The organism is Trinickia camelliae (genome assembly GCF_053525655.1).
Genome location: NZ_JBCHAA010000011.1, coordinates 190,978 through 212,496 on the forward strand (window position 1 = coordinate 190,978; position 21,519 = coordinate 212,496).

Consider the following 21,519-nt stretch of genomic DNA (forward strand, 5'->3'; position numbering starts at 1 on the left):
AAACCGGGATCGTCACGCGTACTGTGCGACTCCAAGACCAAAAGACCAGTTTTCCTTGGGCACGTCCACCAGGTTCACAAACACGTCTTCGCCCCGTACACCGGGGCTTTCCGCCAGATTAGCGGCGATCGCCGCATAGAGTTTCTTCTTCTCCGCCACGCCTCGTGTGGCATTCGCCGTGATCTGAATGATCACGAGATCGTCGCTGCGCGCGATATTCAGGTAGCTCCGGTTGAACACGAAGTTTTCGGCGTCGTATTCGTTGATGACCATGAAGTAGTCGTCTTCGGGCACGTTGAAGGTTGCGATCAGCGCACGCTGAATTCCGTTGATCAGCGCCTTCTTGTACTCGGCGGACTTGCCCTGGCCGACTGCGATGCGAGTGAACGGCATGTGACTCTCCTGCTCGTGATGGGTGCTTGCAGGTTACGGCAGCTCTGACATAATTAACAGATATCAATCCCGATTTCATCCATTTCAATCAGAAATGAAAGTGCTCGATCTCGACGCGGTTCGCGCGTTCGTGCTGGTCGCGGATTTGCGCAGCTTCACGCGCGCCGCCGATTCGCTCGATACGACCCAGTCGGCCGTCAGCCTGAAGTTGAAGCGGCTGGAAGCTCATCTCGGCAAGCCGTTGCTGGAGCGTACGCCGCGCTCGGTGCGCCTGTCCGCGGAAGGCAGCGCGTTTCTCGATGCCGCGCGCGATTTGCTGAGCGCGCACGAGCGCGCGCTCGGGTCGCTCGCCATCGAATCGCGGCGACTGACGCTCGGCTTGAGCGAGCATGTCGCGGGGCCCGAGCTGCCGGCGCTGCTCGCCACGCTGCACCGGCACGATCCCGGGCTCGTGATCGAAATGCATCTGGGCACGTCATCCGTCTTGCTCGATCAGTTCGACGCGCGGCAGCTCGACGCGGTCATCGTGCGCTTCGAGCCCGATGAGGAACGTCCGCGCGACGGCGGGCAGTTGCTCTTCACCGAGCCGATTTCCTGGCTCGCCGCGCCCGGCTGGGAGCCGCGAGCCGGCGAACCGCTGCCGCTCGCGGTGCAGACCGAGCCTTGCAAAGTCAGAGCCGTGGCGCTGCGCGCGCTCGAACGCGAGGGCATCGCTTGGAACGAGGTGTTCGTCGGCGGAGGCGTGGCGGCGATGGGCGCCGCAGTCTCGGCCGGGCTTGCCGTTTCGGCGCTCGCCAAGCGGGTGGCGCCCCGCGGGCTCGTCGATGTCGGCAGCCGCCTTGGGCTGCCGTTGCTGCCCGATTCGCATGTCGTGATGTATTCACGAGTGCGCGAGGCGCGCGGCATGGAAACCTTGCGAGTGCTGATCAACGCGCTGAAACAGGGCTAGTCAAATGGAAATCGATCCCCGGCAAACGGCCGCCGTGCGCGCCGTCATCGAAACCGGCAGCTTCGAGCAGGCCGCGATCCGTCTGAATGTGACGCCCTCGGCGGTCTCGCAGCGCGTGCGCGCGCTTGAAACGCGGCTCGGCAATCCGCTGATCGTCCGCACCCGTCCGTGCCGCGCCACGCCGATGGGGCAGCGTCTCTTGCAGTACCTGCGCCGCGCGGCGCTGCTCGAAAGCGACTTCGCGAGCGACGTCGCGGGCGCCAACGAGGCGCTCCTGCACGTCGTCGCCGCGGTCAACGCCGATACGCTGTCGACGTGGTTCTTCCCCGCGCTGACGGAAGTGCTGCTGAAGGAGAACGTGCTGCTCGATCTCACCGTCGACGATCAGGACCACACGCACGCGCTGCTCGCCACGGGTCTCGCGATCGGCTGCATCACGACCGAGCCGCTGCCGATGCGCGGCTGCTTCGCCGAACGGCTCGGCGCAATGCGCTATCGGCTGGTGGCGTCGCCGGCTTTCGTCGAGCGGTGGTTTGCGAACGGCTTCACCCGCGCGGCGGCGCGCCGGGCGCCGGTCATCCTGTCGTCGCGCAAGGACGCGCTGCAGGCGCGCTTTCTCGAGGCGCGCTTCGGCCTCGCGCCCGATGCCTATCCGCGCCACTACGTGCCGGTGCCGCTGCCGCGCTATATGGCGATTCAGCGCGGTCTCGCGTATGGGATGGTGCCGGAGTTCGAATTCGGCGATGCGCTCGCGCGCGGCGATCTGGTCGATCTGGCGCCGAACGAGCCGACCGACGTCGAGCTGTATTGGCATGCGTGGAAAGTGCAATCGCCGCGGCTGGAAAAGCTGTCCGCGCAGATCGTCGAGCTGGGGCGCGCGGCGCTCGGGCAAGCGCCGGCGAAGCCGAAGCAACGCAAGCGCGCGTGACTCGCGGCGCAGCATCGTGCCTTACGCGTCCGGATTGGCAATCACGTAGCGGACAAAGCCGCTATGCGGCGTGTACTTGTCGTACAGTCCGCGCGCGCGGTAGTTGGTTTCCCGCGTATTCCAGTAGAGACGCGACCATTTCTGAGCCCGCATCTCGTCGATGAGCCAGTCGATCATCAGCTTGCCGGCGCCGCCCGCTCGCACCTGCGGATCGACGAACAGATCCTGCAGATAGCAGACCGGCGTCAGCGTCGAGGTGTTTTCGTGGACGAGATAGTTCGCGATACCGATCACCGTGCCGTCTCCCTGCTCGGCGACGATCGCGAACACGGGGGAAGCCGCGTCGAAAATGCGTGTCCAGGTGTGACGCGTGATCGCTTCGTCGGGTTCTCGCTCGTAGAAGCGCGTGTATCCGTCCCAGAGTTCGCGCCAGCGCATCTCATCGCGCGCTTCGATTCTTCGTATCGTGATCGTCATGAATTCGGCCTCGCATCGGTGATCGGTCGTGAGCGGCGCAGACGCGCCGCCGTCCTGCAATCTACCGCAACGCTTGCGCGTCGCCGAGCCGCACCCATTCGGCCTTGCTAAAATCCATAAATAGACTAATATCTACGCATAGTTCACTTAGAGATTACGCCATGTCTTCCGCCGCCCACCTGTCGCCGTCCGCGCGAGCCCCCTCGCCGCGCTCCGCGGCGTCGCTCGCCGAGATGTCGGCGGCCGGCCTGCGCGCGTTCTTCAACATCGCCCGCGATTGGGATTTATCGGTCGAGGAACAAATCGTCCTCCTCGGCTCGCCGGGCCGCTCGACGTTCTTCAAGTGGAAGTCCGCGCCGCAAACCGCTCGCCTTGGCCGCGATACGCTCGAGCGGCTGTCGCTTTTGCTCGGCATCTACAAGGCGCTGCAGATCCTGCTGCCGCAGCCGCCGGCGGCCGATGGCTGGGTCAAGCGTCCGAACAGCGCGCCGCCCTTCGGCGGCAAGCGCGCGCTCGACCGCATGCTCGCCGGCAACATCAGCGATCTCGTCGCGGTGCGCCAATATCTCGATGCGATGCGGGGCGGCTGGGCGTGACGGAGACGAACTGGCAGGACCATTGGCGCGCATTGCCCAACTCATTGCCGATCACGCCGCTCGATTGGTCGCCCGCGTATCGCGTGATCCCCACGCGCTTTCCGGCTGTGAACCTGTTCGATCGCGTCGCGTCGCCCGAAGATTTCGACGCGCTCTATGCGCTCGAAGCGATGACCAACGACCGCCTGCGCACCGAAGTCGGCGAGCTCGACCTGGTGCCGCTCGAAGAACGCCGTTTCGGGCCGGGCTACGGGCCGATCATGGCCGCGTTCACGCATCTGAATCCGCTCGGCAGCCGCTTTTCGGACGGCACGTACGGCGTGTTCTATTGCGCGCGCGAACGCCGCACGGCGATCGCCGAAACACGCTTTCACACCGGCAACTTTCTCGCCGCCACCAACGAGGCGCCGATGCGGCAGCAGATGCGGCTCTATACGGTGATCGCGCAGGGCGATGCCGTCGATTTGCGCGGCCATGCGGCGCTCGACCCTGGGGGCGCCCATGCGTCTTTGCTGTCGCCGACCGACTACACGGCCGGCCAGGCGCTCGGGCGCGCGGCGCGGGCGGCGGGTGCTGAGGGGATTGCGTATCCGTCCGTGCGCGATACCGAGGGCGGCGAATGCCTCGCGGCATTCAAGACGACGATCCTGCGCGACTGCCATCACGCGGCGTATCTGGAATACAACTGGAACGGCAGCGCGATCGACAGCGTGTTCGAATTGAGCCAAGTGGGGTGAGCCGCGCGAAAGGGTTGCCGAAGGCAACCTTGAATCATGGCAACGCGATGTGCGCCGCGCCTTCGGCCAGCGCGGTATCGAGCGACACCGACCAGACGCGCGGCGTCAACGCCTCGGTGATCGTCAGCTTGCCCGTCAGCGCAAAGGCGCCGGTATCGACGAACACTTGCGAGCCGATGCGCCCCATGTCGCGCATCGGCGTGTGTCCGCAGTAGGTGATCGAGAGCCCGGCCTGCCGGTCCGGGTCGCTATTGCCGAGCGCCAGCTCGCGGCCCCATAGCATTTGCTGCCGCACGTGATCGGTGAAATCGGCGGAATCGAGGTCCGCGTCGCTGCCGAAAAATTCGGCATGCAGAATATTGAAGCGCGCCGCGCCCGCCCCCACCACGCGCACGAGCGGCAATTCCCGCAGACGCTTGGCGTACAGGATCAACTGCTCCTCGCTCAACGCGTCAGCCCACGCGCCGCCGATCCCGTACCACCAGTTGCGCCGCATCGTGCCTTCGACCACCGCGCACAGCGCTTCCTCGTGATTGCCGAGCACCGCGTAGAACCAGGGCTTGTCGAGCAAGGCGAGCGCGTCCTCCGACTGGCTGCCGCGATCGATCAGATCGCCGACCGAAAACAGACGGTCGCGTGTGGGGTCGAACGCGATTTCCCGCAGCAAGTAGCGCAGCGCGTCGACGCAGCCATGCAGGTCGCCCACCACGAAATCGCGTCCGTTGCTATTGGACGCGTGGCGGCAAACGACAGGGAAGAGTTCGGTATCCATAAGCGCATCATAGTGCGGGCCGCGTGACACGTCTGCGGCGCGCCGAGCGTTCGAAACATCTAGAAACGTTTAGGCGACGGCGGAAAGCTGTTTGTCGCCTGATTGGCGAATTTTGCGCACGCCATGTAGGCTCTGCGCAACACGTGTGCCTTAAGAAAACCTTAACCGTGCCGCGCGGCGCGGCCCGGCAGATATCGCGGGACCGCGTCGAGGCACGCTTTGACAAGCTGTCATTGTTGCTGCGCGCGCAGCTTCGCGACTTGATCGACGGTGATCGTCGAGCCCGGGTTGCCGAACTGCCTGGTCACGTAGTTCGAGATCGCGGCCACCTGGTCGTCGGACAATTGCGATCCGAATTCCGGCATCAGCACGTCGGCATCCTTCGTCTTCCGCTCGACGCCGTGCAGGATCACCATCGCGAGATTGTTCGCATCGGCAGCGCCCGCGACGCTGTTATGGATCAGCGACGGATACGCCCCCGGCGCGCTCGCGCCGACGCCCTGCCCGCTCCAGCTGTGACACGTCGCGCAGTTCGCGATGAAAAGCTGTGCGCCGTTGACGCTCGTGATCTTCGTGCCGCGCAGGGTGGTCACATCGTCGTGTGCGGGCTGGCCCCATTGGTCGCGAGCGCGCGTCTCGCCGCCCGCGACGGGCGGCACCGAACGCAGGTAGACGCCGATCGAGCGCAGGTCTTCGTCCGTGAGGTACTGCGTGCTGTCCTCGACGACCTGGGCCATCGGCCCGGCCGCGTTCGCACGGCCCGGGGCAACGCCCGTCGACAGATAGTGCGCGAGGTCTGCGTCTGCCCACGCGCCGATGCCGCTCGTCTTGTCAGGCGTGATGTTGAACGCGTGCCAGCCCGATACCTTCTCACCCGAGAAGCGGTCGCTCGATTTCAGCCCTTGCATGAAATTGCGCGGCGTGTGGCATTCCTCGCAATGCGCGAGACCTTCGACCAGATACGCACCGCGATTCCATTCCGGGCTTTGCTTCGGGTCGGGCACGAAGCGGCCTTCGTTGAAATTGAACAGGTTCCAGACCACCATCAGCCAGCGCAGGTTGAACGGAAACGAGAGCTCGTTGCGCGGCGGTGCGTAGTGGATCGGCTCGACTGTGTTCAGATAGGCGCGGATCGCGAGCACGTCGCGCTCCGCGACGCGCGTGTATTCGGGGTACGGAAACGCTGGATACAAACGCTCCCCGCTCTTGCCAATGCCTTCGTGCATCGCGCGCAGGAAGTCCGCGTCGGTCCAGCGGCCGATGCCGGTATCGGGGTCCGGCGTGATGTTCGGCGTGTAGATCGTGCCGAACGGCGTCGAGATCGGCACGCCGCCCGCGAACGGGCGCGCCTTGTCCACGGTATGGCAGGCGATGCAATCGCCCGCGCGCGCGAGATATTCGCCGCGCTTCACGAGGCTCGCGCCCGTTGCGTCGCTTTGCAGCGCGCCTTCCGCGTCCGATGCCGACGAAGCGCTCGCCGGGCCCTCGGCGGATGCGAGCGTGATCGGCGATTCGTCGGCCGGCGACGGGTCCGGCTCGGCCGACGCGTGCCACGCGAGATACAGCGCAAACAGCGAAAACGCCGCGGCGAGGCCGCCCATGCGCTTGGGCCAGCGGCGCGGGTCGGCGGGCTTGCGGCGAGACCTGGGGTTCGTCATCGAGTGTCTCCGTCAGGTCTCACAGTTCGTGCTTGAGCTTGTCGGCGAGCTTCAGCGACAGCGCGGCAATCGTCAGCGTGCAGTTGACGGACGCAGCGGAGGGCATCACGCCGCTGCTCGCGATAAAGAGGTTCTGATGATCGTGCGTGCGGCAATCCGCGTCGACGACCGAATCGCCCGCGTCGTTGCCCATGATCGTCGTGCCCATGATGTGATTGTTCGGCGCGAAGGTATCGTCGAACGCGACCTCGGTGCCGCCGAACAGCGCTGCGATCTGCGCATAGAGCTCGTGCGTGTTCGCCGCGCTCTTCGTCACGTAGTCGTTGATCGAGTAGTAGATCTCGGGGTGCGGAATGCCGAGCGCGTCCTTGTGATCGGCCGACGGGACGATCCTGTTGCCCGGCTCCGGCAGGTGCTCGTGAAAGCTGTTGATCGTGAGCAGCCGCGCGGCGCGGTCGCGGATCTGGCGATCCAGTTCGGCGCCCGTCAGGCCCTTCTGCAGCAGCGCGGCGGTGATCGCCATCGTCGGCACGCCGTTCGACAGATGCAGCTTCTTCGCCGCGTAATCGGAGCGGAACGCGCCGTCGCGGAAGCTCACGATCGATGTCATCTCCATCGGCCCGCGTCCCGGCCACAGCGCCTCGTTCGCCAGAAAGCTCACGCCGGTGCCGGGGTGGTCCATCAGATTGCGGCCCACTTGATCGGAGCTGTTGCCGATGCCATGCGGGAATTTGTCGGTGGTCGACATCAGCATCAGCTTCGGCGTTTCGATGCCGTTCGCGGCCAGCACGAAGAGCTTGCCCGTGATGCGCGCCGTCGCGCCGCTCGGGTCCTTGTAGTGGACCGCTGTGATGAGGCCCTTGTCGTCGGCCTCGACGCGGTAGACCACCGCCTGCGCAATCAGCTTCGCGCCGGCCTGCTCGGCCTTCTCGGCGTGAATCGCGCCGTTGTACATCGCCCCGATCGGGCAGATCGGCATGCAATTGTTGTTGCCGCAGCAGGTCGGGCGCGCGTCGTAGGGACGGCTGTTGCGCGCGACCGGCTCGGGCACGACCTTGAAGTCGTTTGCGTTGAGGACGTCGGAGAAACGCTGGTCCATGTACGACAGCGGCAGCGGCTGCATCGGGTAGGGCTTGCTGCGCGGCGAACCCAAGTCGATCGACACATCGGGACCGGAGACGCCCAATTGCACTTCGGCCGCGTAGTACCAGGGCTCCAGCGTCTCGTACGGAAAAGGCCAGTCGCGGCCGACGCCGTACATCGTCTTCAGCTTGAAGTCCGACGGCAAAAGACGCCAAGCCGCCGCCGCCCAATGCCACGTCGTGCCGCCGACGAGCCGGATGTACTGCGAGTTGTACGGATAGGCGCCCTTCTGAATCAGGTAGTCGTTCGACGGCGAGTACTCGGGATGCGGCGCGTAAGGCGCCGAAGGATACGGCGTCGCGAAATCGGCCTTGGCGGGCGAGTTGCGGAAATTCTCGACGATCTGCCAGCGCGGAATGCGCGGCCCCGCTTCGAGCAGGATCACCGACGCGCCCGCGAGCGCGAGCTGATGAGCGATCAGACTGCCTGCGACGCCCGAGCCGACTACGACGACATCGGCTGAATTGTTGACTGCCATTCCTGACCTCAACGGTTTCGCGCTCACGCGAGCGACGGTTTCTGCGCCCAATAAAACGGCACGTCTCTGCAGTACGAGGGGATCGTCAGCACGTCCTTCACCGGATCGAACATCAGCGCCCGCTCGTAGGCGACGACCTGCACGTTCGGCATCTCGCCGACGAGGCCCAGGTACCACGCGCGCATGACCTGGCCGACCGTCTTCGCGAGATTCGGCTGGTCGACCGCAAGCGCTTGCGTGACGGTATCGCTCGGCACCGAGGCATGCCCTTGCAGCCACGTGTTGAGGGCGGCGACGTTCTGCGTGAATTGGCTGTCGGCTTTCGAAAGCGCGTCGTAGACGCGCTTGCCGAGAATCGAATCGAAGCTCGTGCGGCCGGTGAGTTGCTGCGAGAGCGCGAGGAAGGCGTCGACGCCGCCGCCCGCCGGCGGCGTGAACGCAAACGCGGGCGAAACGCCGAACGGCAAACCGATGCTGGCCGCCGCGCCGAAGGCGAGCGCAACCGCCGACGCGCACGCTCCGAGCACGAACTGCCTGCGAGAGACCGCGGATGACGCCGTCTCTGGCGCGCCGTCCGCTTGGGCATCTGTCATGTGGGCTCCAGACGATGTCTTGTGTCTTGTGTGATTCAGCCGGCCTGGTCCGGCTGTCCGCCCCCGAGTTGGTCTTATCGCCGCCGTAGGGCGGTCTTGTGCACTCTGGCGGTAGCAGCGGTCCCACATCGGCCGCCGTTTCGCTGGCTGAAACTATAGCGGTGATGGGGTCATTTCACAATTCTTGACATCGGCGGGTTCATCCCGTCCGGCCATCACCGCGCTGGCAAGAGCAAGTTGCACGCCTGCTTTCGTCGATCTTGTCGTTCTGTTTCGACGTGGCCGTGCTGAATCCGCGCCGGGTACTACTTGGCCGCGAGGCGCTCGCAATCGTCGCTTTGCGGCGAGGCACAGGCCATCGTGTATTGGCCCGTCCAGCTCAGCGCGTCCTTGCCGGCCTGCAAGCCGTTCTGGAACGCGTCCGGATGGTTTTCGTACGCGATCAGCACCGTGCAGCCGAGCGCGAACATCACGACCAACGAGAACGCGATCCGCTCGAAAACTCGAAAACGATAGGGCACCATGATTCGTCCGTCCGCTTGCCAATCACCACTGGCGGCGCGACTCGACACGCACGCGGCGCTCATGCGACTCGGCGACGATCGCGCACGTTTGCAGATGCAGCGTCAGCGCGCGGCCCGCTTCGCGACGGAACGCAGCGGCGAATTCGGCCAGGGCTTTGGAGAGCGAGGATTCCACGACGAAGGCAGTCAGAGCTTTCATGATGATTAGGGTTTTGTCCTAAGGGATAACCCTTATTATAGAGATAGAGCTGCTGCGCCGCAATAATCCAATATTCGTTGTTGCCAATTTGCGTCGATACGTCGCGCAGGCCGCCGTTCCACCGTCTCGCGCCGGTCACATCAGGAAAACGAGGCAGCCAGGCCGGAAATAAATGGGGTCGAGTTGGCCGTCCGTCCGCCGCCGCCCGTCATGTAAAAAAGCGGTGCCGCCAGATGTCACTTTTACAGGCGCACGCCACCGATTCCGGCCGCGCAAACATCCGACCAAATCGCAGGTGTAACGGAGTGCAATCCTCCCCTCACCTTTCCCGCATCGCGCGCATACACTTCTCTGAGATACCGAAATCCGCCGCGCAACGTCGCCCGCAGTCGATCGTTCCGATCGATGCATGACGATGCAAACGTGCCCGATCCGTCGCTCGACGATCCGGATCGGCACGATGCCAGCCGCCGGATTTCGTCGAGTACGGCATGCAATCTGCTTGGGCTTCGGGGACTCGCTCCCCGCGCCGCAACGATGCAGCACCGCGCGCGGGGCTCTAGAAGCCTAATGATGTGATCGCACCTTGCCGTGCATCCACACCGCAGGACGAATCTGGAACTGACCGATGGAACGTCGTCACGCGTATGCGCCGCGGATCTATTTCCTTCATCCCCTTCTCGTCGGGCCGCTCGGTGCATGGCCCGCGCAGTTCGAGCATGCTGCCGCGCTCGGCTTCGATCACGTCCTGATCGGCTCGCCGTTTCTGCCGGGGCATGCGGGCCATCTTCAAGTGATCGCCGATCACGAGCGCCTGCATCCCGCGTTCGAATCGCAATTGCCCGCGCGCGACGCGCTCGGCATGCTCGCCGAAGTCGCGCGCAAGGCCGGACTCGCGGTGCTGCTCGACGTGATCGTCGATCGCGTGGCGGCCGACAGCGCGCTGCATCTGCACAACCCGCAGTGGTTCCAGCCGTTCGAGCCCGAAGATGCGCGGCTCGATCCGCGCCACGCCCGGCGCGAGGACAACGTCGCGTATGCGAACTTCAACGGCGGCGAAGCCATGGCGCACCTGACCAACTGGTGGGCGAACCAGTTGATCGCATTCGCCGATGCAGGCATCGCGGGCTTTCGCTTCGATTCGCCGCATCGCGTGCCGCCGCACGTGTGGCGCCAACTCGGCGCGAAGGTGCGCGAGAAGCACGCGGATATACGCTTTCTCGCGGCGACCCCGGGGATCGCCCGCGGCGATCTCGCGCCGCTCGAAGACGCGAGGTTCGACAGCGTGTTTTCTTCCGTGCGCTGGTGGGATTTCCGCGCCGACTGGCTGCTCGACGAGCACGCCGCGCTCTCGCGCATCGGCGCGCCGATCGCGTTTCCCGAGGCGCCGTACGGCGCGCGCCTCGCCAGCGACTTTGCCGGCGCGAGCGATGCCGCGATCGTCGAGCGCGGCTATCGGCGCTCGCTATGGACAGCGGCCGCGCTCGGCACCGGCTGGCTCGTGCCGATGGGCTTCGAATACGGCGTCGCGGAGGCGCTGTCGTACACGTCGGGCAATGCCGATCAATACGCGGCCGCGTGCGCCGCGCCGCGCTTCAATCTCTGCACCGAACTCGAACACGCCAATGCCGTGCGGCGCGAAACGCCCGCGCTGGCGTCGACTGGCGAGTTGCGCGCGCTGTCGCCCGCCGGAGCGAACGTCGCCGTGCTGCTGCGCGGCGCGTGCGCCGACCTGCGCGATGCCGAAGAAGCGGTCCTCGTCGTCGTCAATCCGGAACTGACCATGCCCGCCTTCGTCGACCCCGAGCGCTTTCTCGACGGCGCCCCCGGCAATCTGACGCGCTTCAAGCCGCTGGAAAGCCCCTGCACCGATGCCGCCGTCGCGCTCGAGCCGTTCGTGCTCGCGCCCGGCGCAACGCAGCTCCATCGCGCGATGCCCGGCGCGCCGGTCGTCGCGCGGATGGGCAGCGGCAAGCACGCCGCCGCCTTTGCCGCCGCCGCGATCCACGACGCGCTCGAAGCGCCGCGCGTCGCGATCGAAAGCGTGTCGCCGTCGATCGATCATGGACGGTTCGTGGTGAAGCGGGTCGTCGGCGAGCGCGTCGAGATCAGCGCCGCGATCTTCGGCGAAGGCCACGACAAGATCGCCGCCGCCGTGATCTGGCGCCCCGCCGACGAGACCGCGTGGCACGAAACGCCGATGTCGCCCGCGCAGCCGGCAGGCATGGACCTGTGGAGCGCGCGCATTCCGCTCGAACGGCTCGGCCGGCACGAATTCACCGTGATCGCGTGGCGCGACGACTTCGCGTCGCTCGTCGATCACATGAAGAAGAAGCTGAACGCGAATCAGACCGTCGATCTCGAAGTCGAGGAGGCGCGCCATCTGTTCGCGCGCGTGCTGGCCGAAGTGGAAACGGCGGAAGCCGCGCAATCGGCTGAACCCGACGCCGCCCACGAACACCACGACCACGCCTCGCAACACGCCGCCATTGGCCAACTGAAACACCTCGTCACGCAGTTCGCGCACGCGAGCCCGCAAGGCAGGCTCAATCTCGTGCTCGCGCCCTCGACGGCGGACACGATCGCGGCAGCCCGCCACCGCCCGTTCCTCACGCGCGACGCGACGATCTACCGGATCGACGCCGAGCGCCTCGCCGCGCGCTTCGCGAGCTGGTACGAGATCTTCCCGCGCTCGATGAGCGACGACGAGCACCGCCACGGCACCTTCGACGACGTGATCGCGAAGCTCCCGCGCATCCGCGACATGGGCTTCGACGTGCTCTACTTCCCGCCGATCCACCCGATCGGCAAGATCAACCGCAAGGGCCGCAACAACACGCTGGAGGCGCAGGAGGGCGACGTCGGCAGCCCGTACGCGATCGGCGGCAAGGAAGGCGGCCATACGGCGCTGCATCCGCAGCTCGGCACGCTCGACGACTTCAAGCGCATGCTCGCCGCCGCGCACGATCACGGCCTCGAAATCGCGCTCGACTTCGCGATCCAATGCGCGCCCGATCATCCGTGGCTCACCGAAAACCCCGCGTGGTTCGCCTGGCGCCCCGACGGCACCCTGCGCTACGCGGAGAATCCACCGAAGAAGTATCAGGACATCGTCAACCCGGACTTCTACACGCACGACGCCAAGCCCGCGCTCTGGTTCGCGCTGCGCGACATCATCCAGTTCTGGATCGATGCGGGCGTGCGCATTTTCCGGGTCGACAATCCGCACACGAAGCCGCTGCCGTTCTGGGAATGGATGATCGCCGACATCCGCTCGCGCCATCCGGACGTGATCTTTCTCTCCGAAGCGTTCACGCGTCCGCGCCTCATGTACCGGCTCGCGAAGCTCGGTTTCTCGCAGTCGTACACGTACTTCACGTGGCGCGAATCGAAGCGCGATTTCACGGAGTACCTGACCGAGCTGACGACGACGAACGTGCGCGACTTTTTCCGTCCGAACTTCTTCGTCAACACGCCGGACATCAACCCGCGCCATCTGCAAGCGCAGGGCCGCGCGGGCTTCATGATCCGCGCGGCGCTGGCGTCGATGCTGTCGGGGCTGTGGGGCGTCTATTGCGGCTTCGAGCTGTGCGAAGCGGCGGCGCTGCCCAACAGCGAGGAATATCTCGACTCCGAGAAGTACCAGCTGCGCGCGTGGGACTGGAACCGCCCCGGCAACATCGTCGGCACGATCACGGCGCTCAACCGCATCCGCCGCGCGAACCCCGCGCTGCACACGCATCTCGGGCTCACGTTCCTGCACGCTTTCAACGACCACATCCTGTGCTTCGAAAAAGCAACCGAGGCGCGCGACAACGTGATTGTCGTCGCGATCAATCTCGATCCGTTCAACGAGCAAGGCGCCGATTTCGAGTTGTCGTGGCATACGCACAATCATTGGCGGCTTCACGACGGGGATGCGCTCGCCGTCACCGATCTGATGACGGGCGAGCGCTTCGAATGGCATGGCCGCCGCCAGCACGTGCGGCTCGATCCGAATACGCGGCCGTTCGCGATCTGGCGGATCGCACCGGCCGCCGGCTTGCCGCGCGACGAACGCGCGCTCGCCCAACCCGCCGCTGCAGAGGTACACGATGAAGCGTGACGCTCAGCACGAACAGATGAACCCGGCCGCTTCCGAAGCGCACGCGCAGAAAGCCCCGCGCGCGGCGCGCCGCGCGAAGCCGGCGCTCTTGTCCGATGACGCGCTCTGGTACAAGGACGCGATCATCTACCAGGTCCACATCAAGTCGTTTTTCGACGCCAACAACGACGGCATCGGCGACTTTCCGGGCCTGCTCGCCAAGCTCGACTACATCGCGGAGCTCGGCGTGACCGCGATCTGGCTGCTGCCGTTCTACCCGTCGCCGCGCCGCGACGACGGCTACGACATCGCCGACTATCGCAACGTGCACCCCGACTACGGCTCGCTCGCCGACGTGAAGCGCTTCATCCAGGCCGCGCACTCGCGCGGCATCCGCGTGATCACGGAGCTCGTCATCAACCACACGTCGGACCAGCACCCATGGTTCCAGCGCGCGCGCCGCGCGAAGCCGGGCTCGAACCATCGCAACTACTACGTGTGGTCCGAGACCGATACGAAGTACGCGGGCACCCGCATCATCTTCATCGATAGCGAGCCGTCGAACTGGACGCACGATCCCGTCGCGGGCGCGTATTTCTGGCACCGCTTCTATTCGCACCAGCCCGACCTGAACTTCGACAACCCCGCCGTGATGCGCGAAGTGCTGCAGGTGATGCGCTTCTGGCTCGACATGGGGATCGACGGTCTGCGGCTCGACGCGGTGCCGTACCTCGTCGAGCGCGAAGGCACGATCAACGAGAACCTGCCGGAGACGCACGCGATCCTGAAGAAGATCCGCGCCACGATCGACGCCGAGTATCCGAACCGGATGCTGCTCGCCGAAGCGAACCAATGGCCGGAGGACGTGCAGGAATACTTCGGCGACGAAGACGAATGCCACATGGCGTTCCACTTCCCGCTGATGCCGCGCATCTACATGGCGATCGCGAGCGAGGACCGCTTCCCGATCACCGACATCATGCGGCAGACGCCTGACTTGCTGCCGACCTGCCAATGGGCGATCTTCCTGCGCAACCACGACGAACTGACGCTCGAAATGGTCACCGATTCCGAGCGCGACTACCTCTGGAACACCTACGCGAGCGACCGGCGCGCGCGCCTGAACCTCGGCATCCGGCGGCGCCTCGCGCCGCTCATGGAGCGCGACCGGCGCCGCATCGAGCTGATCAACTCGCTGCTGTTGTCGATGCCGGGCACGCCGGTCATCTACTACGGCGACGAGCTCGGCATGGGCGACAACATCCACTTGGGCGACCGCGACGGCGTGCGCACGCCGATGCAATGGTCGTCGGACCGCAACGGCGGCTTCTCGCGCGCGGACCCCGAGCAGCTCGTGCTGCCGCCCGTGATGGGCTCGCTCTACGGCTTCGACGCGGTCAACGTCGAAGCGCAGAGCCGCGACCCGCATTCGCTCCTGAACTGGACCCGCCGCATGCTCGCGACGCGCCGCTCGAAGCACGCCTTCGGGCGCGGCACGATCCGCTTCCTGAAGCCGAACAACCGCAAGATCCTCGCGTACCTGCGCGAGATGGAAGGCGAGGCGCCGATTCTGTGCGTGGCGAACCTGTCGCGCGCGCCGCAGGCGGTCGAGCTCGATCTGTCCGAATTCGCGGGACACGTGCCGATCGAAATGACGGCCGACTCCGTGTTCCCGCCGATCGGCCAGCTCACCTATCTGCTGACGTTCCCGCCGTACGGCTTCCTCTGGTTCCTGCTGTGCACGGGCGATGCGCGTCCGGCGTGGAGCCAGGCGCCGTCGCAGCAATTGCCCGAATTCGTGACGATCGTGATCCGCGTCGGGCAGCAGGGGCCGACGCCGGAAAACGTGCGCTTGCTCGAATCGGAAGTGCTGCCGTCGTATCTGAGCCGGCGCCGCTGGTTTGCTTCGAAAGACCAGAAGCTGCACGGCGTGCGCCTCGCCGCGCTGACGACGATCCCCGACGCGGGCTTCGCGTTCACCGAAGTCGAAGCGGACGTCGGCAAGCACACTGAGCGCTACGTGCTGCCGATCGCGATCTCCTGGGGCAGCGACACCACCGTGCCGCTCTACATGCAGCTCGCGCTCGCGCGCGTGCGGCGCGGCCGCAACATCGGCCACCTGACCGACGCGTTCGCGGTGCCGCAATTCGCGCATGGCGTGCTCAAGAAAATGCGCGAGCACGCGGCCGTGCCGACCGTGCAGAAAAGCGAGATCCGCTTCGAGCCGACCGCGCGCTTCAGTGAACTCGACGACCTCGACCTGCAAGACGAGCCGCAGGAAATCCGCTGGATCGCGGCCGAGCAAAGCAACAGCTCGCTCGTGATCGCCGACCGCGCGGTATTGAAGCTCGTGCGGCGGGTGGTCGGCGGCGTTCATCCCGAGGTGGAGATCAGCCGGCATCTGACCGAGATCGGCTTCGCGAATACCGCGCCGCTCCTGGGCGTGGTCGTGCGCGTCGATCCGGCCGGCGTGCCACACACGCTCGCGATCCTGCAAGGCTTCATCGACAACCAGGGCGACGCGTGGAACTGGGCGCTCGACTACTTGCGCCGCACAGTAGACGAACTGGCGCTTGCGGCCGACGCGGAAGAATTCTCCGACGAAGACGTCGAGAAGATCGCCGGCTATCAGACGCTGATCGGCATCATCGGCAAGCGGCTCGGCGAGCTGCACGTCGCGCTCGGCCAGCCTTGCGACGACCCGGCGTTCGCGCCCGAGCGCGCCACGCGCGAGGACGTGAAGGCGTGGATCGACGGCACGCAATCGATGCTCGCGAGCGCGCTCGATCTGCTCGCCGAGCGCCTTGCCAAGTACGGCGACGACGACCCGCTCGGCGAAGACACGCGCCTCCTCGCGCAAAGCCTGATCGATCGCCGCGCGCTCTTGATCGAGGCGGTCGAACAGCGCGTGCCGCTCGATGTCGACGCGTGGCGCACGCGCATCCACGGCGACTTCCATCTCGGCCAAGTGCTGATCGCGCAGGGCGACGCCTTCCTGATCGACTTCGAAGGCGAGCCCGCGCGTCCGCTCGACGAACGCCGCCGCAAAGCGAGCCCGATGCGCGACGTCGCGGGACTGGTGCGTTCGCTGTCGTATGCGAGCGCCGCCGCGCAATCGACGATGGAAGCCGCGCCGCCGCAAGTGGCCGACCGCAAGCGCGCGCTGTTCGAGCGCCTGCGCGGCTACGGCGAGGAGAGCTTCTTGCGCGAATACCAGATCGCCGTCGGCGAGGCGGCGCAGCCGCTCGTCGCGCCCGAGGCCGAGGCCGCGCTGCTCGATCTGTTCCTCGTCGAGAAGGCCGCCTACGAGATCCGCTATGAGGCCGCCAACCGGCCATCGTGGCTCGGGCTGCCGGTGCGCGGCCTCGCGTCGATCGCGAGCCGCATGCTCGGCGACACGGGGACCCCGAATGGAGCCCGGCCGGACGCCGCGTCAGAGGGAGCCTCAGATGAGTGAAAGCGAACGGTCCACTCAGACGTCCGGGCAAGCACAAGGCGGCGCAGCTCACGAACCCCTCGTCAAGCCGATCGCCGGTCGCGATCCGCGAGCGGGCTTGAACGAGCTCGACATCGAAGCCATCGTCGACGCGCGCCACCCCGATCCGTTTTCGCAACTCGGCCCGCACCGCACCTCGGACGGCCCCGCGGTGCGCGCGATGCTGCCAGGCGCTGCGCAAGTCGAAGTGATCGAGCGCGAGTCCGGCGCATCGCTCGGGCATTTGACGCAGGTGCATCCCGGCGGCTTGTTCGCGGGCATTGTCGAGCGCGCGGCGCCGTATCGGCTGCGCGTCGATTGGCACGGCGCACAGCAGGAGATCGAAGACACCTACGCGTTCGGCCCGGTGCTGTCCGAAGACGCGCTGCAGCGCCTCGCGCACGCGGACCCGTACGCGGTGCTCGAATGCCTCGGCTCGCGCCCGTGGGAGATGGACGGCGTGCCGGGCGCGCGCTTCGCGGTGTGGGCGCCGAATGCAAGGCGCGTGTCGGTGGTCGGCGACTTCAACACCTGGGACGGACGCCGCCATCCGATGCGGCTGCGCCATATCGCGGGCGTGTGGGAGCTGTTCGTGCCGCGCCTCGCCGCGGGCACGGTCTACAAGTACGAAATCGTCACGCGCGACGGCCACACGCTGCCGCTCAAGGCCGACCCTTGCGCGATGCAGACCGAGCGCCCGCCCGCGACGGGCTCGGTCGTCGCCGACGCCGCGCGCATCGAGCACTTCCCGTGGACCGACGGCGCCTGGATGACGGGCCGCGCCGACCGGCAGACACCGCGCGTGCCCGTCTCGATCTACGAAGTGCACGCCGAGTCGTGGCTGCGCGTGAACGAAGAAGGCCGCCGCAATCTCGACTGGTCCGAACTTGCCGACCGCCTGATTCCGTACGTGCTCAGCATGGGCTTCACGCACGTCGAATTCCTGCCGCTCGCCGAACATCCGTTCGGCGGCTCGTGGGGCTATCAACCGCTCGCGCAGTTCGCGCCGTCCGCGCGCTTCGGTCATCCCGAAGGCTTCGCCGCGTTCGTGAACCGCGCGCATGAAGAAGGGCTCGGCGTGATTCTCGACTGGGTGCCCGCGCACTTCCCGAACGACGCGCACGGCATGATCGCGTTCGACGGCACGCCGCTCTACGAGCACGCCGATCCGCGCGAGGGGTTCCATCAGGACTGGAACACGATGATCTACAACCTCGGGCGCAACGAGGTGAGCGCGTATCTGATCGCGTCGGCGCTGGCGTGGCTGTTGCGCTATCACGTCGACGGGCTGCGCGTCGACGCGGTGGCGTCGATGCTGTACCGCGACTACTCGCGCGGCGAGGGCGAATGGGTGCCGAACATCTACGGCGGCCGCGAAAACCTCGAATCGATCGCGTTCCTGAAGCGCATGAATCACGAAGTCGCGCACGCCCCGGGCGTGCGCGGCGCGATGACGGTCGCCGAGGAATCGACGGCGTGGCCGGGCGTCACCGCGCGGCTCGAAGAAGGCGGCCTCGGCTTCACGTTCAAGTGGAACATGGGCTGGATGCACGACACGCTCCACTACATGCACGAAGACCCGATCCATCGCCGCTTCCACCATCACACGATGACCTTCGGCATGGTCTACGCGTACTCCGAGCGCTTCGTGCTGCCGCTCTCGCACGACGAGGTGGTGCACGGCAAGGGGTCGCTGCTCGGCAAGATGCCGGGCGACCGCTGGCAGCGCTTCGCGAACCTGCGCGCGTATTTCGGCTTCATGTGGACGCATCCCGGCAAGAAGCTCATCTTCATGGGCGGCGAGTTCGGGCAGATGGCCGAGTTCGATCACGACGGCTCGCCGCACTGGCATCTGCTCGACGACCCGATGCACCACGGCGTGCAGACGCTCGTGCGAGACCTGAACCGGATGTATGCGGCGGAGTCCGCGCTCTATGCGCTCGATAGCGACGCCGCCGGCTTCGAATGGATCGTCGGCGACGACACGGGCAACAGCGTGTTCGCGTACCGCCGCATGGACGGCGCGGGATACGAGGTCGTCGTCGTCTGCAATCTGACGCCGGTGCCGCGCGAGGGCTATCGCATCGGCTTCGCGCGCGCGGGCCGCTGGAGCGAGATCCTCAACACCGATGCGAGCCTCTACGGCGGCTCGAACATGGGCAACGCGGGGCAGATCCATACGGAGGACATCGCGAGCCACGGCAGGCCGCAATCGGCGGCGCTGACGCTGCCTCCGCTCGCGACGATTGTGCTGCGCGCGGACTAAGCGCGGCCTAAAAAAGTCTCTTAACCAATAAATCAAATGGCCAACTCCCTCCCCGACAAGCTCGAGCCCGGCATGCCCTACCCGCTTGGCTCGACATGGGACGGCCTCGGCGTCAACTTCGCCGTGTTCTCCGCGAACGCGCAGAAAATCGAGCTGTGTCTGTTCGACACGACGGGCCGCAAGGAGCTCGCGCGCCTACCGCTGCCCGAGTGCACCGACGAGATCTGGCACGGCTACCTCCCGGGCGCGCATCCGGGCGCCGTGTACGCCTTTCGCGCCTACGGCCCGTATCAGCCGCAACACGGCCACCGCTTCAATCCGTACAAGCTGCTGCTCGACCCGTACGCGAAGAAGCTCGTCGGCCAGTTCCGCTGGTCCGATCCGTTGTTCGGCTATCGCGTGCATTCGAACCGGCAGGACTTGTCGCTGGACCGTCGCGACTCGGCGCCGGCGCTGCCGAAGTGCGTCGTCATCGATGAAGCGTTCGACTGGTCGCTCGACGTGCGCCCCAACGTGCCGTGGTCCGAAACGGTCATCTACGAAGCGCATGTGAAGGGCGTGTCGATGCTGAACCCGGAGTTGCGTCCGCACGAACGCGGCACGTTCTCGGCGCTCTGCTCGCCGCGCTTTCTCGACCATCTGCGCGAACTCGGCATCACCTCGATCGAACTCTTGCCCGTGCATGCGTTTCTCAACGAACGCTTTCTGGTCGCGCGCGGGCTCACCAACTACTGGGGCTACAACACCGCGACCTTCTTCGCGCCGGACCCCACTTATCTGTCGACGCGCCGCCTCAACGAAATGCGCATCGCCGTGCGGCAACTGCATGCCGCGGGCATCGAAGTGATCCTCGACGTCGTCTACAACCACACCTGCGAAGGCAACGAACTCGGCCCGACGATCGCGTGGCGCGGTCTCGACAACGCGAGCTACTACCGCCTGATTCCCGGCGGCGAGCGCCACTACATCAACGACACCGGCTGCGGCAACACGCTGAACCTCTCGCATCCGCGCGTGCTGCAGATGGTGATGGATTCGCTGCGCTACTGGTCGACCGCTTACAACATCGACGGCTTCCGTTTCGACCTCGGCGTCACGCTCGGCCGCGAAGGCTCCGGGTTCGACCCCGGCTCGGGCTTTTTCGACGCGATCCGGCAAGACCCCGTGCTATCGACGCGCAAGCTCATCTCCGAGCCGTGGGACGTCGGGCCGGGCGGCTACCAAGTCGGCCACCATCCGCCCGGCTTCGCCGAATGGAACGACAAGTTCCGCGACAGCGTGCGCCGCTTCTGGCGCGGCGACGCCGGCATGCGGCCCGATCTCGCGGCGCGCGTCACGGGTTCGGCCGAACTCTTCAACCGCCGCTTCAGAAAGCCGTGGGCGTCGGTCAACTATGTCGCGTCGCACGACGGCTTCACGCTCGGCGACGTCGTCTCGTACGAGCACAAGCACAACGAGGCGAACGGCGAAGAGAACCGCGACGGCCACAACGAGAACTGGAGCGCGAACTGGGGCGCCGAGGGGCTGACGGACGACGCGGTGGTCAACGCCACGCGCGCGCGCGTCGCGCGCTCGATCCTCGCGACCGTCTTCACGTCGCTCGGCACGCCGATGCTCGCCGCCGGCGACGAATTCCTGCGCACGCAGCAAGGCAACAACAACGCGTACTGCCAGGACAACGAGATTTCATGGCTCGACTGGAACCAGGCGGCGACGCCTGAAGGCCGGACCATGACGGCGTTCACCGCGCGCCTGATCGCGCTGCGCAAGCACCATCCGCTCTTGCGCGAGACGCGTTTTCTGCGTGGCGACGACGAAGTGCTGCCCGGGATCAACGACGTCGGCTGGTTCGACGAACGCGGCGAGCCGCTGACGAGCGAAGCGTGGCAGGACCCCGAACGGCGCGCGCTCACGCTGCGCCGCGCGGGCCCCGGCCTCGACGGCGAAATCGAGGTGTTGCTGATGATGCTAAACGGGGCGGCAACGCCGCTCAGCTTCAAGCCTCCGCAGCCGCATTGGGAGTGGACCGTGCTCATCGACACGGCCGCGCCGGAAGCCCCCGCGCACCCGCTCGGCACGGCCGAGCTGACCGTCGGCGAACACGCGTTCGTCGTTCTGGCCGCGCGACCCACGAGCTACGGCGCACGGCAAGACGAGCCGCCGGCCGCAGCCGGTCAGGAACCGGGCGCCACCGTTTACCCGACCGCGCCCGATGCAAACCGCCCTCGCCGCGGCCCCACGTAAACC

General features: G+C 66.2%; 16 protein-coding genes. 8 read left to right on the plus strand and 8 right to left on the minus strand.

The genetic code is table 11. The features are described 5' to 3' along the window. Positions 1-12: 12 nt before the first annotated feature. Positions 13-393: a tautomerase family protein gene (locus AAHK20_RS19485; RefSeq protein WP_449183142.1), complete on the minus strand. Its 381-nt coding sequence runs from the start codon at positions 391-393 to the stop codon at positions 13-15. Between the two features lie 94 nt (positions 394-487). Between AAHK20_RS19485 and AAHK20_RS19490 the strand changes: the two genes are divergently transcribed. Then, a complete protein-coding gene (locus AAHK20_RS19490) occupies positions 488-1,342 on the plus strand; it encodes a LysR family transcriptional regulator (protein ID WP_449183143.1) in 855 nt (284 codons plus the stop codon). A 4-nt stretch (positions 1,343-1,346) separates the two neighbouring features. After that, a complete protein-coding gene (locus tag AAHK20_RS19495; RefSeq protein WP_449183144.1) occupies positions 1,347-2,270 on the plus strand; it encodes an HTH-type transcriptional regulator ArgP in 924 nt (307 codons plus the stop codon). A gap of 21 nt (positions 2,271-2,291) precedes the next feature. Here the strand turns inward: AAHK20_RS19495 and AAHK20_RS19500 are convergent, their stop codons facing one another. Further along, positions 2,292-2,747, minus strand: a complete 456-nt coding sequence (locus AAHK20_RS19500) for a GNAT family N-acetyltransferase (RefSeq protein ID WP_449183145.1) — start codon at positions 2,745-2,747, stop codon at positions 2,292-2,294. Between the two features lie 161 nt (positions 2,748-2,908). Between AAHK20_RS19500 and AAHK20_RS19505 the strand changes: the two genes are divergently transcribed. Next, positions 2,909-3,343 carry an MbcA/ParS/Xre antitoxin family protein gene (locus AAHK20_RS19505; protein ID WP_449183146.1) on the plus strand — a complete coding sequence of 145 codons (435 nt, stop codon included), beginning with the start codon at positions 2,909-2,911 and terminating at the stop codon, positions 3,341-3,343. Continuing rightward, positions 3,340-4,080, plus strand: coding sequence for an RES family NAD+ phosphorylase (locus tag AAHK20_RS19510; RefSeq protein ID WP_449183147.1), 741 nt, complete (start codon positions 3,340-3,342; stop codon positions 4,078-4,080). The genes AAHK20_RS19505 and AAHK20_RS19510 overlap by 4 nt, the downstream gene beginning before the upstream one ends. A gap of 34 nt (positions 4,081-4,114) precedes the next feature. Here AAHK20_RS19510 and AAHK20_RS19515 read toward each other — a convergent pair whose 3' ends face one another. From AAHK20_RS19515 to AAHK20_RS19540, 6 genes are all read right to left on the minus strand, one after another. Beyond that, positions 4,115-4,852 (minus strand): metallophosphoesterase, encoded by a 738-nt coding sequence (locus tag AAHK20_RS19515; protein WP_449183148.1) that lies wholly within the window; start codon positions 4,850-4,852, stop codon positions 4,115-4,117. 230 nt (positions 4,853-5,082) lie between these two features. Beyond that, entirely contained in the window at positions 5,083-6,510 is a 1,428-nt protein-coding gene (locus AAHK20_RS19520) for a c-type cytochrome (RefSeq protein ID WP_449183149.1), read from the minus strand. Between the two features lie 19 nt (positions 6,511-6,529). Then, complete coding sequence (locus tag AAHK20_RS19525; protein ID WP_449183150.1) at positions 6,530-8,131, minus strand: GMC family oxidoreductase; 1,602 nt, start codon at positions 8,129-8,131, stop codon at positions 6,530-6,532. A gap of 23 nt (positions 8,132-8,154) precedes the next feature. Further along, positions 8,155-8,724: a sugar dehydrogenase complex small subunit gene (locus AAHK20_RS19530; protein WP_449183151.1), complete on the minus strand. Its 570-nt coding sequence runs from the start codon at positions 8,722-8,724 to the stop codon at positions 8,155-8,157. Positions 8,725-9,029: 305 nt separating this feature from the next. Continuing rightward, positions 9,030-9,248 carry a hypothetical protein gene (locus AAHK20_RS19535; protein WP_449183152.1) on the minus strand — a complete coding sequence of 73 codons (219 nt, stop codon included), beginning with the start codon at positions 9,246-9,248 and terminating at the stop codon, positions 9,030-9,032. Positions 9,249-9,270: 22 nt separating this feature from the next. Continuing rightward, entirely contained in the window at positions 9,271-9,447 is a 177-nt protein-coding gene (locus AAHK20_RS19540) for a hypothetical protein (RefSeq protein ID WP_449183153.1), read from the minus strand. Between the two features lie 628 nt (positions 9,448-10,075). On the opposite strand from AAHK20_RS19540, the gene AAHK20_RS19545 reads away from it, so the two are divergent. From AAHK20_RS19545 to glgX, 4 genes are read left to right on the plus strand one after another with little or no spacing between them, the layout of a single operon-like run. Next, positions 10,076-13,552 carry a maltotransferase domain-containing protein gene (locus AAHK20_RS19545; RefSeq protein ID WP_449183154.1) on the plus strand — a complete coding sequence of 1,159 codons (3,477 nt, stop codon included), beginning with the start codon at positions 10,076-10,078 and terminating at the stop codon, positions 13,550-13,552. Further along, positions 13,542-16,988, plus strand: coding sequence for a maltose alpha-D-glucosyltransferase (gene treS / locus AAHK20_RS19550; RefSeq protein ID WP_449183155.1), 3,447 nt, complete (start codon positions 13,542-13,544; stop codon positions 16,986-16,988). Before AAHK20_RS19545 ends, treS begins: the two co-directional genes overlap by 11 nt. Then, on the plus strand, positions 16,981-19,272 hold the full coding sequence (glgB, locus tag AAHK20_RS19555; protein ID WP_449183156.1) for a 1,4-alpha-glucan branching protein GlgB: 2,292 nt from the start codon (positions 16,981-16,983) through the stop codon (positions 19,270-19,272). The genes treS and glgB overlap by 8 nt, the downstream gene beginning before the upstream one ends. Before the next feature lie 36 nt (positions 19,273-19,308). After that, positions 19,309-21,516: a glycogen debranching protein GlgX gene (gene glgX / locus AAHK20_RS19560; RefSeq protein ID WP_449183157.1), complete on the plus strand. Its 2,208-nt coding sequence runs from the start codon at positions 19,309-19,311 to the stop codon at positions 21,514-21,516. The last annotated feature ends 3 nt before the right edge of the window (positions 21,517-21,519 follow it).